We start from the raw sequence: 13,936 nt of genomic DNA, 5'->3' as shown, positions 1-13,936 counted from the left end.
AATTAATTTTGCTATACAGAATATTAACGCTACAGTAAGTACAACTAATAAAATATTCATAAACCCCTCCTGGAAAAAAATGTTTCGCTATCTAGTTGTCTGACAGCCTTATAACAAAATAAGTATATATTATTATCTTTTATTTGTCAAATTTTTTTTAATTTTATTTTTGAAACTTCAGTTCTATTTTTAAACTTATCGAATATATTACGACATTATACTTCAATATATTTATAAATTAATTCTTATTCAAAAATAATAACTATAAAAAAAGAGATAGCTTAGAACTACCTCCTCTTTTTTTATTTATTTTATTTATTTTATTCCTTTTTCAGAAAAATATTTTTCTGCACCTGGATGAAGAGTTATACTCATTCCTTCAAGTCCACTTTCCTCTTTAATAAATTCTCCTACTTTATGAGCTGCTTTAATTCTATCTGTATTTTCATACATAGATTTAAGCATATTGTAAACCATATCTTCTGATAATTTAGAGCTTACTACAAGCATAGATTGTACTGTAAGAGTTTGAGCATCTTCTTTTTGCGTACTGTAAGTTCCTGCAGGGATTTCATAATCTGTATAATAAGAATATTTAGCTTTTAATTTATCTGCAAGTTCTTTATCAAGATTGACAACTTTTACATCTCTTTGAGTAGCAAGGTCAACTATTGCTGATGTAGGAACTCCAGCAACTATAAATGCTGCATCTATTTGTCTATCTCTTAAACCTGTTGCTGCTTCTGCAAATGAAAGGTATTGAGGTTTATAATCTTTTTCAGTTATTCCTGCTTCTGCAAGGATTTGCACAGCATTGCAATAAACTCCACTTCCTATAGCTCCTATTGCTACTTTCTTTCCTTTTAAATCAGATATTGACTTTACACTTCCATCAGTTGTAATACATTGAATAGGTTCACTGTATAATGTTGCCATTCCTCTTATATTTTCTACTTTATTTTCAAAAAGTTCAACTCCATTTTCAGCATAAGATGCTACATCGTTTTGAATTATTGCTACATCAATATCACCTTTTTGAAGCATATTAACATTCGCTACTGATGCTCCTGTTGATTCTGCTGTTGCATTCACTCCTTCAATATTTGTATTCCATATTTCTGCAAAAGCTCCTCCTAATGGATAATAAGTTCCAGCCGTTCCTCCAGTTCCTATATTAACATAAGTTGTAGGTGCTTTTTCACTTCCTCCACATGCTGCAAGTCCTAAAGCTAAAGCCATTATTGCAATTATCTTTTTCATACCAACTTCCCCCTCTAAAATATTATTTATTATTTTTTATTTTTTTATTTTGAATATAATAAACAACTACTATTAAAACTAATCCTAAAAGATCTGTTTTATATCCAGGTTTTAAAGTTAAAAGCCCAGCTACAATAAATAAAACTCTTTCAACAACATTCATTTTTACTTTAAAGAATCCTGTAAGTCCTATTGATACACAACATATTCCAATTATAGCTGTTATTATACTTGATATTACTGTTGGACCAGGATTTATCATTATTAAATCAGGACTTATTACAAACATATAAGGAATAAGGAAAGCACCTATAGCAAGTCTTGTCGCCTGCATTCCTGTTTCCATAGGTTCTGATTTTGCTACTCCAGCTGCAGCAACTGCTGCAAGACATACAGGAGGAGTTACATCTGCTATTATACCAAAGTAGAACACAAATAAATGAGCTGCAAGAACAGGAACTACAGGAACTCCTGCTGCATCTGTTATAAGAAGAATTGCAGGTGCTGCTATAGTTGATGTTATTACATAGTTTGCTGTTGTAGGAACTCCTATTCCAAGTATAAGTGATGTTATCATTGTAAAGAAAAGAGTAAGTATAAGATTTCCATTTGCAATTCCAACAAGTATTGAACCTACTTTTAGACCAAGACCTGTTTTAGTTACAACTCCTGTAATAATTCCTGCACAAGCACAAGCTGCTATTACTGTTAAAGCACTTTTTGCTCCTGCTACCATTCCTTGAATTATATCCATAAAAGAAAGTCTTGTTTCTTTTTTTATAGCTGCACATATAATTGTAGAAGCAACTGCCCCAAGAGCTGCATATATAGGAGACCATCCACTGCTTAAAAGTCCTATTACAACAAATATAGGGATAATAAGCTGTCCTCTTGTTTTCATTACAACTGAAAACTTAGGAATTTCTTCTTTAGGAAGTCCTTTTAGCCCTAATTTTTTTGCTTCAAAATGAACTCCTATAAATACACCAAGATAATATAAAACTGCAGGTATTGCTGCTGCAAGTATTACTTTTGAATAAGGTGTTCCTGTTATTTCTGCAAGAAGAAAAGCTGCTGCTCCCATAATAGGTGGCATTAACTGTCCTCCTGTAGAAGCTGTAGCTTCTACTGCTCCTGCAAATTCTCCTTTATATCCTAGTCTTTTCATCATTGGAATAGTAAAGCTTCCTGTTCCAACAACATTTGCCACAGAACTTCCTGATAAAGTTCCCATACATGCACTTGAAATAACAGCAACTTTTGCAGGACCTCCAGGTGAACTTCCTGCTACTGAGTTTGCAAGATCTATGAAAAATTCTCCCATTCCTGTTTTTTCAAGATATGCACCAAATAAAAGGAAAATAAATATAAATGTTGAAGATACTTGAATGGGAAGTCCCATAATTCCTTCTGTTGTATAGAAAAGATGTTGTACAAGCCCTTCAAGACTTACGCCTCTATGCCCAAGAGCTCCTGGAATACTTCTTCCAAGAAGAGCATAGAGTATAAATCCAAGAGATATAACCACCATAGGAAGCCCTATCATTCTTCTTGCAGCTTCAAGAACAAGAAGAACAGCAATTCCTCCTACAATCATATCCATTCCATTTATAAGCCCTTGTCTCATTACAATGTCTTCAAAGAAAATTACAACATACAGACAACATGCTCCTGCAAGAATTCCCAAAAAGCAATCAAAAGGATGTAAACTGTATTTATCCATTTTTGAACTTGTAGGATATAAAAAGAATACTGCTGTAAGACCAAAAGCAAGATGAATTGAACGGGCTATCTGTGCATCAATTCCTCCTCTTATTCCATAATAAAGTTGAAAAACTGTAAAACAGAATAAAAGAACTGAAACTATTTTTCCCTGTGTTCCTGAAAGTACTCTGTATCTTGAACCTTTGTCATATTTTGCCATCAATTCTTCAACTTCTGAAGATTTGGTATTCATGGCTGAATTCACATTTAATACCGCTTCTTGTTTCATAACCAAACTCCCCCTTGTTACTAAAATCTATAATCTTTTTTAATAGTTAACAATATTTTTACTGGCTTATCCCCAAGCATCTCACTAAGCATATATTTTTTACCATCAACTCTCAGGAAATGTTTTCCTATTGGAGAAATTACCATTGATATATTTTCAAATTCTCTATTTATATAAAGTATAAACTTTCCGTCCCTTATAATTAGCTTTCCCTCTTCTGGCAAAAAAGGAAGACCAACTCCATATGATTTATATTCTGTTTCTACAAGTTTTAATTTCTTATTTTTTTCTGCTGTAAAAAATTCTTCTGCTTCTGTTTTCATAACAGAATGAGTATAACCAAGTGAAAATTTTTTTTCTTTTAAAGGAAAATTATATATTCTTCCTTTGTCTCTGTCTTCAATAACTAATGTATAATTTGGTTTTAAGAAAAAAATTAATAAAAAAATTAAAGCTGTTAATCCTACTATTACTTTTTTATTTATCATTTTTATATATATCCTTGTTAAATTATATATATTTAATATATGTATTTCGTTAATGAATAATAACATTTATATCTTTTTATGTCAACACTTTTTATAACTTTTTTATACACTTTAAAAAAAATCGGTACATTTTATATATGCACCGATTTTAATTTTTAATAAATTTATGATTTTTTCCAAAAAATAAAAAAAGCAAGATTATATTTCTAAACTTGCTTTTTTTATTTTGACTAAAACTATTCAGCATCAGCTGTTTTTAGTACTTGTTTTCCGTTGTAATCTCCACACTCTAAACAAACTCTATGAGGTCTTTTTGTAGCTCCACATTTTTCACAAGTGATTAATGTAGATGCTGCTAATCCATGGTGAGATCTTCTCATATTTTTTTTAGCTTTTGAAGTCTTTTTCTTAGGTACTGCCATTTTAGTTTCCCCTCCTCACAAATTCTTATTTTAATTTTTTATTTTTATATCTAACAACTGTGCCCATCTACTATCCATTCCGTCGTTACTGTATTTCTGTAAATAAGAATCATCTTTACATTCCGGAACGCAGGCAGGATACTGTGGCATCTCTAAAAGTAACTCTTCTCTTACTAATTCTGTGACATCAATTTCATTACCTTCTGCCTCAAAATAATCCTCTTCGGTCATTTCAGCAGCTTTAGCCAGAGTTTCTAAGTATCTTTCATAGTCCTGTGGATTTAAAAACTTAGCATTAAATTCTTTTTCACCCAAATCAACTATAATTTCTTCTAAACATCTAACACATTGTGTCTTTATTCTAGCTGAATATTTTCCTTCTATAAAGTATTCATTATTTAACCTTTTAGCTTTCCCTTCAATATGAAGTTCTCCTTCAAGGTCTACACCTTCTAAGCTGGAAACTGAAAAATTAAATTTTATGTTCTCTCTGTCAAGATCTAATAATTTAATTTTCATAGATAGCCCCCTCATGTTATCATACCCAATTATTCTACACGGTTTTCACTTTCTTGTCAAGTATATTTTCTTAACAAATTACTATACATTAAATAAAAATTCCATTAAATCTCCGTCTTGAACAACATAATCTTTTCCTTCTACTCTCATAACTCCTGCTTCCTGAGTTCCTTTCCATCCAGAGTATTTTATAAAATCTTCATAGCTTGCAACTTTAGCTCTTATAAATCCTCTTTCAAAATCTGTATGGATAACTCCTGCTGCTTTTGGAGCAGTATCTCCTATATTGATTGTCCATGCTCTAACTTCTTTTACTCCTGCTGTAAAATAAGTTTGAAGCCCAAGAAGTTTAAATCCTGCTCTTATTAATCTGTTAAGACCAGCCTCTTCTACACCAAGACTTTCTAAAAATTCTTCTTTATCTGCTTCTTCCATTTCTTGAAGTTCTTCTTCAACTTTTGCAGAAACTATAACAACTTCTGAATCAAGTCCTTTTGCATATTCTCTTACTTTTTCAACATATTCGTTTCCTGTTGCTAAATCATCTTCAGATACATTTGTAACAAAAATCATTGGTTTTATTGTAAGAAGCTGATAAACTTTTATAAGTTCTTTTTCTTCATCTGTAAGATTAAGAGTCTTTAATAATTTTTCTTCATTTAAATGTGCCTGACATTTTTCTAACACAGGAACAAGTTTCATTACATCTTTATTTTTTGTAACAAGAAGTTTTTTATTTTTTTCAAGAGCTTTATCTATTGTTTCCATATCAGCTAAGATAAGTTCTCCATTTATAACATTTATATCTCTTATAGGATCTACTCCTCCGCTTACATGAACAACATTATCATCATCAAAACATCTTACAACTTGACATATTGCTGCTGTTCCTCTTATATTTGAAAGGAATTTATTTCCTAATCCCTCTCCTTTTGAAGCTCCTGCAACAAGTCCTGCTATATCCACAAACTCAACTGTTGCTTGAACAACTCTTTGAGGATTAATTATCTTAGCAAGTTCATCTATTCTCTTATCAGGAACTGTTACCATTCCTACATTTGGTTCTATAGTACAGAACGGATAGTTAGCAGCCTCTGCTGCCCCCGCTTTAGTTATTGCATTGAAAAGAGTTGATTTTCCTACATTTGGAAGTCCGACTATTCCTATTCCAATCATTTTATATTTTGCCTCCCAGAATTTATTTTACTATAAATTTTATCATAAATAATACTTTTTTTAAAGAAATATTATTATTTTCTTTTGGTTCATTTTTTTAACTGCATAAAGAAAATAAAGATTTTTTAAAATACAAGCGAACCTATTAATCCAAAAATTATTAACGGTATATTATAGTGTAAAAATGTAGGTACACAAGTATCCCATATATGCTGATGCTGTCCATCTGCATTAAGACCTGCTGTAGGTCCAAGTGTTGAGTCTGAAGCAGGAGATCCTGCATCTCCAAGAGCACCTGCAGCTGCAACTAAAATTGCTGTTCCTGCTGGACTGAATCCAAGACTTATTGCAAGAGGACAATAAATAACTGCAAGAATAGGAATTGTTCCAAATGAAGTTCCTATACCAAGAGTTACAAAAAGTCCTACAAGAAGCATAACAAAAGCTCCTAGAATTTTATTTGTTCCTATTATAGAAATTACTCCTTCAACAAGTTCAGGAACTGCTCCAGTTTCTCTTATTACATTTCCATATCCTGCTGCAACAAGCATAACAAAAGCAATAAATCCCATAAGATGAAGACCTCCATCAAGAGTCTCATCTATATGTTTCCAAGGAATAACATTTGTAATAGCCATAAACATCAAAGCAAATAAAGCTCCCAAAGGAAGAGAACCTGTTTTAAGCTGAACACCAAAAGCTATTACTGCCCCAATAAGTGCAAACATATGTTTCTTTTCAAAAATTATATCATTTTCTGATTTATTTTCTTCTTCATTTATTTTATATTCTCTTGGTTTTCTATAACTGAAAAATACTGCTATAAGAAGTCCTAAAAGCATTCCTGCCCCAAGAAGCCAGTTCACTGAAGAAACTTCTTTCAATGTCATAGGAACATTGTTCGCATTAAGTTGATCCTTAACTATAGTTTGAAATATAAGTCCAAACCCTACTGGAAGAACAATATACGGTGCTTTAAGTCCAAAAGTAAGAGCACACGCAACAGCTCTTCTGTCTATCTTAAGCTTATTCATAAGCGGAAGAAGAGGTGGAATAAGTATAGGTATAAAAGCTATATGTACAGGAATAAGATTTTGTGATGAACATGCTATAGCTGCAAGAATAAATATTAATAAAATTTTCTTATTTTTTACTATTCCTGAAATTTTAAGAGCAATAATCTTAGCAAGCCCTGAATTATTTATTGCTACTGCTAGAGTTCCTAAAAGAATATAACTTAGAGCTGTTTCAGAGTTTCCTCCCATTCCATTTATAAGAATACTCATTGTTTCTCCAAGTCCCATTCCTGCTGATACCCCTGCAATAAGAGCAGATATAAGAATTGCAATAATAACATTAAGTTTTAAAAGACACAGTACCATCATTGCCGTCACCGACAAAATTACTGGATTAAACAACATATTTTTCCCCCTTAAAAGTTATTTTATAACTTTCTTGTTTTTTATAAAAAAAACTGTGATTTTTCACAGCCCAAATCAGTAAATAATATACATAATTCCTATTAATTTTATCATTAAATCTCTCTTAAATCAATATAAAAAAATTTCTGTTTCTCTGATTTATAAGAATTTTTACAGTAGACATAGCTTTTATCATAAAAAATAATCTAAATACTATTTTATAGATATCTGATATAAAAAAATTAAACTTATGATATAATTAATAGAAGAATTTTAATAAGGAGACGATATTATATGAAACCAGCAGATTCTCACTGCCATGTTAATGACAGTAAATTCAATGAAGACAGAGAGGAAGTTTTTAAAAGAGCTGAAAATGAACTTGAATTTATTGTAAATATAGGAAATGATCTTGAAACATCTGAAGAAAGTGTTAAATATAGTGAAAAATATCCTTTTGTATATGCTGTAGTAGGAGTTCATCCAACAGATATATCAACTTATAATGATGAAGTTGAGAAAAAAATTGAAGAACTTTCAAAACATGAAAAAGTAGTTGCCATAGGTGAAATTGGGCTTGATTATTATTGGATGGAAGATGAAAAAGAAGTTCAGAAAGAAGGATTCAGAGCTCAAATGAAACTTGCTCAAAAATTAAATCTTCCTGTTGTTATTCACTCAAGAGATGCAATGGAAGATACTATTAATATTTTAAATGAATTTCCTGATGTAAAAGGAGTTTTCCACTGTTATCCAGGTTCTTTTGAAAGCGCAATGCAAGTTCCTGAAGGATATGTCTTTGGAATAGGAGGGGTTCTTACATTTAAAAATGCAAGAAAAACCGTTGACTTTATAGAGAAAATTGATCTTTCAAAAATTGTAATAGAAACAGATGCACCATATCTTACACCTGTTCCATTCAGAGGAAAAAGAAATGAACCTATATATGTAAAATATGTTGCTGAAAAAATTGCAGAGTTAAAAAATATTCCTGTTGAAGAAGTAATAAAAATAACTACAGAAAATGCAAAGAAAATTTATAATATAAAATAAGGAAGATAAATATTATGATATTTCATGGAATAGGAAATGATATTATTGAAATAAGCCGTATAGAAAAAGCTGTTTCAAAAGAAAATTTTATACATAAAGTATTTACTGAAAAAGAAGTTGAGTATATAGTTTCAAAAGGAAACAGAGCTGAAACATATGCAGGAAAATTTTCTGCAAAAGAAGCTGTTTCAAAAGCTCTTGGTACAGGAGTAAGAAATTTCTCCCCTGCTGATATAGAAATATTAAATAATGAACTTGGAAAACCTTATGTAATTTTTAAAAATAATATTGAAGATTTCAATGAAAAATATTATACTGAAATTTCTATTTCACACTGTAGAGATTATGCTACTGCTGTAGCTGTGATATTCATACGATAATTTAAGCTTTCTTTTCAAATATTTTCTTAAGCTTTGTTAAAGAAAATTGCAAATTTTTTAATTGGAGTGTTTATTATGGATATTTTAGAACTGAAAAGAGAATTTCAGACCTATAAAGAAAAAATAGAAGGAATAAAACAGACTGTAAAACTTGAAGAGAGAGAAAATACTGTCCAAAGTCTTGAAAAAAAGACAACAGAAGAAGGCTTTTGGAATGACAAAAAAGAAAGTCAAACTGTTATAAAAAAAATAAATGAAAATAAAGACCTTATTAACGAATATAAAGCAATTGAAAATATGTATCATGATGAAGAAGTTTTAATTGAATTCATTGATATGGGAGAGGAAGACTTCATACCTGAACTTGAAGAAAAACATAAAAAACTTGCACATGAAATTGATACTCTTGATGTTAAGCTTCTTCTTGATGGAAAATATGATGGAAATAATGCCATAATTACAATTCATTCAGGTGCTGGAGGAACAGAAGCATGTGACTGGGTTGATATGCTATATAGAATGTACAGCAGATGGTTTGCTGAAAAAGGATATAAAGTAAGTCAGCTTGATTTTATGCCTGGAGATTCTGTAGGAATAAAATCAATCACTCTTCTTGTTGAAGGAGTATATGCTTATGGTTATCTGAAAGCAGAAAAAGGTGTGCATAGACTTGTAAGAATTTCTCCTTTTGATGCTAATAAAAAAAGGCACACTTCTTTTGCTTCTCTTGATGTTCTTCCTGAAGTTGATGAAACCATTGAAGTAGAAATAAATCCTGGAGATTTAAGAATTGATACATATAGAGCTGGAGGAGCTGGAGGACAGCATGTTAATATGACTGATTCTGCTGTTAGAATTACACATATCCCTACAGGGATTGTTACTACATGTCAACAAGAGCGTTCTCAGCTTTTAAACAGAGAAAAAGCTATGAAAGTTCTTCAGGCAAAACTTCTTGATCTTGAAATTAAGAAAAAAGAAGAAGAAATGAAAAAAATTCAAGGAGAACAATCTGACATAGGTTGGGGAAACCAAATAAGATCATATGTATTTCAGCCTTATACTATGGTTAAAGATCATAGAACAGGATGTGAATCTGGAAATATAAAAGCAGTTATGGATGGAGATATTGATGATTTCATTAATGCTTATTTAAGATGGATAAAAAGATAGAAAAAAAATATGAAATATGCTAAAATTTAATTTAGATAATAAAAATATTGGGGGTTAAACAATCAATGGAAAGAAAAGTAAGAACTAGGGTAGCTCCATCTCCTACAGGAGATCCTCATGTTGGAACAGCATATATTGCTATGTTCAATATTGCTTTTGCACATGTTAACAATGGAGAATTCATTTTAAGAATAGAGGATACAGACCAAAACAGATATACAGAGGGATCTGAGCAAATGATATTTGACTCACTTAACTGGCTTGGACTTAACTGGGCAGAAGGTCCTGATATCGGTGGACCTGTAGGGCCATACAGACAATCTGAAAGATTTGGTATTTATGGAGACTACGCAAGACAACTTGTTGAAAAGGGTGAAGCATATTACTGTTTCTGTACTCCTGAGAGACTTGATAACTTAAGAGAAAGACAAAAAGCTATGAAAAAAGCTCCAGGATATGACGGACACTGCAGAAGCCTTACTAAAGAAGAAATTGAAGCTAAACTTGCAGCTGGAGAACCATATGTTATAAGACTTAAAATGCCTTATGAAGGTGAAACTGTTATCCATGACAGATTAAGAGGAGATATTGTTTTTGAAAACAGCAAAATAGATGATCAGGTTTTATTAAAAGCTGATGGATTCCCTACTTATCACCTTGCAAATGTTGTAGATGACCACTTAATGGGAATAACTCATGTTATCAGAGCTGAGGAATGGATTTCTTCTACTCCTAAACATATTCAACTATATAAAGCATTTGGATGGGAACAGCCTGAATTTATTCATATGCCTCTTTTAAGAAACAGTGACAGAACTAAAATTTCTAAAAGAAAAAATCCTGTTTCATTAAATTGGTATAAAGATAACGGATACTTAAAAGAAGGATTATTAAACTTCCTTGGACTTATGGCTTATTCATTTAAAGATGGAAAAGAAATTTTCAGTCTTCAAGAATTTAAAGATACATTCAATATTGATAATGTTTCTCTTGGAGGACCTGTATTTGACCTTGTAAAACTTGGATGGATAAATAATCAACATATGAGAATGAAAGATCTTAAAGAGCTTACTGATCTTGCTATACCTTTCTTCCAAGCTAAAGGATATGTAGGAGAAACTTTAACAGAACATGAAAGATATGCTCTTGAAAGAATAGTTGAAATATTAAGAGAACATGCTCATACTTTAAAAGAAATAGCTGATGAATCAGAAGTTTACTTTAAAGATGAATATACTCTTCCTGAAATAACTGAAGATATGGATAAAAAAGAAAGAAAAGGAATTGAAAGATTATATAACGGTATTCAAGATGAAACTGGTAAAAAATCTATAAAATTATTCCTTGATAAAATAGAAGCATATCCTTCTGAAGATATTCCTTTAGATGATGCTAAAAAACTTCTTACTGATACACTTGAAGAAATTGGAGAAGGACCTGGAAAAGTATATATGCCTTTAAGAGCTGTTCTTACTGGTCAACCTAAGGGTGCAGACTTATACAATCTTATTTCTATAATTGGAAAAGAAAGAACTCTTGGAAGATTAAGAAGAATGATTGCATTATATAACATTTAATTTTCAGTTTATCAGAAACTTCCCTGCTTATAAAATTTTGTATGCAGGGAGTTTTTTTATCCTGAAGTCACATCATATTCTTATGCTTATTGACAATAATAAAAGGAGAGATATTATTCATGACAGAAAGTAGAATTTTTTTTCAAAAAGCTTTTCCCTTCTGGGATAAAATAACAGAAGACGAGCAAAAAATTATCTTGGATAACAGCTCCCTTCAAAAATTTTCAGCTGGAGAAAATATCCATGATTCAACTGAATGTACAGGAATTTTAGTCATTAAATCAGGACTTGTAAGAGTATATATGCTATCTTCAGAAGGAAAAGAAATTACTCTTTATAAACTTAATCCCTATGAAGTATGTGTCCTTTCTGCTTCATGTATATTGACAAATATTAATTTTGATATTTTTATTGATGCAGAAAAAGAAAGTGAAGTATATCTTATAAATCCACATAAATATAAAGAAATAAAAGATAAAAATATTGTTGTAGAAAGATTTACAAGCAGCATAATAAATCAAAGTTTTTCTGATGCTATGTGGATTATGGAACAGATAGTCTTTATGAGTTTTGACAAAAGACTGGCAATCTTTCTTTTAGAACAATCTCTTTCATCAAAAACTGATATTTTAAACCTTACTCATGACTATATTGCTAAAAATATGGGAACTGCAAGGGAAGTTGTTTCAAGAATGCTTAAATATTTTCAAACTGAAGGAATTGTATCACTTTCAAGAGGAATTATAACTATTTCAGATAAAAGTAAACTAAAAAAATTAATCTAATTTAAAAATATTAAAATTTATTACTAAAAAATAACAGAGAGGGGATACCTCTCTGTTATCTGTTTTTTGGGAGTTTGTAAAACTTTAATTTTTAGTTTTTAGGATTATTTTTTTATTAAATCAAGAACTTCATTCTTTTGAAGAAGTCCAACTGATTTCTCTACTGGTTTACCATCTTTAAATAAAATCATAGTAGGAATAGACATAATTCTGAATTCTCCGGCTAAGTCTGACTCTTCATCAACATTTACTTTTACAATTTTAACTGATGAAACTTCGTCTGATACTTCATCAAGAATTGGTCCTAACGCTCTACAAGGTCCGCACCATGTTGCCCAGAAATCAACTAACACCGGTACATCTGATTTTAATACTTCCTTTTCAAAACTATCTTTTGTTACATGTAGAACTGCCATTTTGTTTCCTCCTTAAAATTCACTAATCATGCTTTATCTTCTTTACATGATTATTATATTATTTTTTCTAAATTTTGTATGTGACTAAGTCACATACTTACTATTTTATTATTCTATAAAAAATAGTATTTTCCTTCTTTTTTTGCAAAAGAAAAAAGACAGGAGAGCAGTCCTGTCTTTTTAGAAAGGTAAAAATTTTTCAGCATGAAAAATATTGTAGCTAGCTATTTTATTATCTATTCATCTCACTTGTGCTTCCAAATTCATGATCTTCTATTATTCCTTTAATAAGACCTGCACCTGCACAATTATTATCACCTGTAATTGTGTTTTTTATAGCACCACAGGCATTTCCGTATTTAAGTGCTTTTTCTGTATCATTAAATTTAAGAATTCCGTAAAGTACACCTGCAACATAAGCATCTCCACTTCCTATTCTGTCTATAATTTCAATGTTTTCATAAGATTTTTCAGAATAGAATTTATCCTCTTTGTTGTTATATATTATAGAAGTAAAATTATGTGATTTTGGTGAATTTACTGTTCTTTGAGTTGAAGCAAGAAGAGATATATTATGTTCTTTAGCAAAGTTTCTCATAATAGTTTCCATATCTCCTATTTGCTTAAACATCTTTCTTAATGTTTCTTCTGAAGCAAAAAGTATATCTATTGAAGGAAGAATTTCTTCTATTTCTTTTCTTGCATTCTCTTCATCTCCCCAAAGATTTCTTCTGAAGTTTACATCAAAAGAAATTAATCCTCCTTTTTCTTTAAACTTCTTTATTAAATCTTTAGTAAGTTGTTTTGAATTTTCACAAAGTCCAAGACTTATTCCACTTGTATGGAAGATTTCACACTTTTCATAAATTTCTTTATTAAGTTCTTCCACATTCATAAATTGAAATGATGAATCATGTCTATCATAAGTTACATTAGGCTTTCTTGGAGAAGCTCCATATTCATAAAAATATATAGCAAGCCTTCTATATAAAGAGTTATCATCAATTATAAAACTGCTGTCTACTCCGTTTGAGTTTATAACTCTTTTTGCATATCTTCCAAGTTCATTTTCAGGTAATTTAGTTATAAGAGTACTTTTTACTCCTAAAGAAGAAACACCTGTTGCAACATTAAACTCTGCTCCCCCTATATTTTTTTCAAGAAGGGTTCCTTGAACTAGAAGCTCATTATTAACTGGAGAAAGTCTTAGTAAAATTTCACCACTGCATGCTAATCCGAATTCTCTGTTATGAAAATCAAATATTCTTCCCAC

The 13,936-nt window shown here is 30.6% G+C and carries 14 protein-coding genes; 5 read left to right on the top strand and 9 right to left on the bottom strand.

Annotation, left to right across the window (positions count from 1 at the left end):
• Positions 1–315: 315 nt before the first annotated feature.
• The 7 genes from I6E17_RS08695 to I6E17_RS08665 form a co-directional block, all read right to left on the bottom strand.
• Entirely contained in the window at positions 316–1,260 is a 945-nt protein-coding gene (locus I6E17_RS08695; RefSeq protein ID WP_235236752.1) for a TAXI family TRAP transporter solute-binding subunit, read from the bottom strand.
• Between the two features lie 22 nt (positions 1,261–1,282).
• Positions 1,283–3,253, bottom strand: coding sequence for a TRAP transporter permease (locus I6E17_RS08690; RefSeq protein ID WP_235236750.1), 1,971 nt, complete (start codon positions 3,251–3,253; stop codon positions 1,283–1,285).
• Between the two features lie 20 nt (positions 3,254–3,273).
• A complete protein-coding gene (locus tag I6E17_RS08685; RefSeq protein ID WP_235236748.1) occupies positions 3,274–3,741 on the bottom strand; it encodes a DUF1850 domain-containing protein in 468 nt (155 codons plus the stop codon).
• Positions 3,742–3,977: 236 nt separating this feature from the next.
• Entirely contained in the window at positions 3,978–4,163 is a 186-nt protein-coding gene (gene rpmF, locus I6E17_RS08680) for a 50S ribosomal protein L32 (protein ID WP_176829491.1), read from the bottom strand.
• Positions 4,164–4,193: 30 nt separating this feature from the next.
• Positions 4,194–4,682, bottom strand: a complete 489-nt coding sequence (locus I6E17_RS08675; protein WP_176829492.1) for a YceD family protein — start codon at positions 4,680–4,682, stop codon at positions 4,194–4,196.
• An 81-nt stretch (positions 4,683–4,763) separates the two neighbouring features.
• On the bottom strand, positions 4,764–5,858 hold the full coding sequence (gene ychF / locus I6E17_RS08670; RefSeq protein WP_235236745.1) for a redox-regulated ATPase YchF: 1,095 nt from the start codon (positions 5,856–5,858) through the stop codon (positions 4,764–4,766).
• A 125-nt stretch (positions 5,859–5,983) separates the two neighbouring features.
• The gene (locus I6E17_RS08665) at positions 5,984–7,279 is read right to left on the bottom strand and encodes a Na+/H+ antiporter family protein (RefSeq protein WP_176829494.1); all 1,296 of its coding nucleotides are present in this window, start codon (positions 7,277–7,279) and stop codon (positions 5,984–5,986) included.
• A gap of 294 nt (positions 7,280–7,573) precedes the next feature.
• Between I6E17_RS08665 and I6E17_RS08660 the strand changes: the two genes are divergently transcribed.
• From I6E17_RS08660 to I6E17_RS08640, 5 genes are all read left to right on the top strand, one after another.
• Positions 7,574–8,332: a TatD family hydrolase gene (locus tag I6E17_RS08660; RefSeq protein ID WP_235236743.1), complete on the top strand. Its 759-nt coding sequence runs from the start codon at positions 7,574–7,576 to the stop codon at positions 8,330–8,332.
• 17 nt (positions 8,333–8,349) lie between these two features.
• Complete coding sequence (gene acpS, locus I6E17_RS08655) at positions 8,350–8,712, top strand: holo-ACP synthase (protein ID WP_176829527.1); 363 nt, start codon at positions 8,350–8,352, stop codon at positions 8,710–8,712.
• A 75-nt stretch (positions 8,713–8,787) separates the two neighbouring features.
• Positions 8,788–9,885 carry a peptide chain release factor 2 gene (prfB, locus tag I6E17_RS08650; RefSeq protein WP_176829496.1) on the top strand — a complete coding sequence of 366 codons (1,098 nt, stop codon included), beginning with the start codon at positions 8,788–8,790 and terminating at the stop codon, positions 9,883–9,885.
• Between the two features lie 65 nt (positions 9,886–9,950).
• A complete protein-coding gene (gene gltX / locus I6E17_RS08645) occupies positions 9,951–11,462 on the top strand; it encodes a glutamate--tRNA ligase (protein WP_235236741.1) in 1,512 nt (503 codons plus the stop codon).
• Positions 11,463–11,581: 119 nt separating this feature from the next.
• On the top strand, positions 11,582–12,247 hold the full coding sequence (locus tag I6E17_RS08640) for a Crp/Fnr family transcriptional regulator (RefSeq protein ID WP_235236739.1): 666 nt from the start codon (positions 11,582–11,584) through the stop codon (positions 12,245–12,247).
• 104 nt (positions 12,248–12,351) lie between these two features.
• Here I6E17_RS08640 and trxA read toward each other — a convergent pair whose 3' ends face one another.
• On the bottom strand, positions 12,352–12,663 hold the full coding sequence (trxA, locus tag I6E17_RS08635) for a thioredoxin (RefSeq protein ID WP_176829499.1): 312 nt from the start codon (positions 12,661–12,663) through the stop codon (positions 12,352–12,354).
• A gap of 232 nt (positions 12,664–12,895) precedes the next feature.
• Positions 12,896–13,936, bottom strand: coding sequence for a sugar kinase (locus I6E17_RS08630; RefSeq protein ID WP_176829500.1), 1,041 nt, complete (start codon positions 13,934–13,936; stop codon positions 12,896–12,898).

The organism is Fusobacterium perfoetens, assembly GCF_021531595.1.
In the GTDB taxonomy this organism is placed as follows: Bacteria; Fusobacteriota; Fusobacteriia; order Fusobacteriales; family Fusobacteriaceae; genus Fusobacterium_B.
Note: the sequence above shows the minus strand (reverse complement) of the source record. Positions and strands in the feature narration are given on the sequence as shown.

What these genes read in the sequence shown, in the direction of transcription:
- rpmF (WP_176829491.1), bottom strand. Translation starts at nt 4,163, where the DNA reads ATGGCAGTACCTAAGAAAAAGACTTCAAAAGCTAAAAAAAATATGAGA.
- I6E17_RS08640 (WP_235236739.1), top strand. Translation starts at nt 11,582, where the DNA reads ATGACAGAAAGTAGAATTTTTTTTCAAAAAGCTTTTCCCTTCTGGGAT.
- I6E17_RS08695 (WP_235236752.1), bottom strand. Translation starts at nt 1,260, where the DNA reads ATGAAAAAGATAATTGCAATAATGGCTTTAGCTTTAGGACTTGCAGCA.
- I6E17_RS08660 (WP_235236743.1), top strand. Translation starts at nt 7,574, where the DNA reads ATGAAACCAGCAGATTCTCACTGCCATGTTAATGACAGTAAATTCAAT.
- I6E17_RS08675 (WP_176829492.1), bottom strand. Translation starts at nt 4,682, where the DNA reads ATGAAAATTAAATTATTAGATCTTGACAGAGAGAACATAAAATTTAAT.
- trxA (WP_176829499.1), bottom strand. Translation starts at nt 12,663, where the DNA reads ATGGCAGTTCTACATGTAACAAAAGATAGTTTTGAAAAGGAAGTATTA.
- prfB (WP_176829496.1), top strand. Translation starts at nt 8,788, where the DNA reads ATGGATATTTTAGAACTGAAAAGAGAATTTCAGACCTATAAAGAAAAA.
- I6E17_RS08665 (WP_176829494.1), bottom strand. Translation starts at nt 7,279, where the DNA reads ATGTTGTTTAATCCAGTAATTTTGTCGGTGACGGCAATGATGGTACTG.
- I6E17_RS08685 (WP_235236748.1), bottom strand. Translation starts at nt 3,741, where the DNA reads ATGATAAATAAAAAAGTAATAGTAGGATTAACAGCTTTAATTTTTTTA.
- gltX (WP_235236741.1), top strand. Translation starts at nt 9,951, where the DNA reads ATGGAAAGAAAAGTAAGAACTAGGGTAGCTCCATCTCCTACAGGAGAT.
- I6E17_RS08690 (WP_235236750.1), bottom strand. Translation starts at nt 3,253, where the DNA reads ATGAAACAAGAAGCGGTATTAAATGTGAATTCAGCCATGAATACCAAA.
- ychF (WP_235236745.1), bottom strand. Translation starts at nt 5,858, where the DNA reads ATGATTGGAATAGGAATAGTCGGACTTCCAAATGTAGGAAAATCAACT.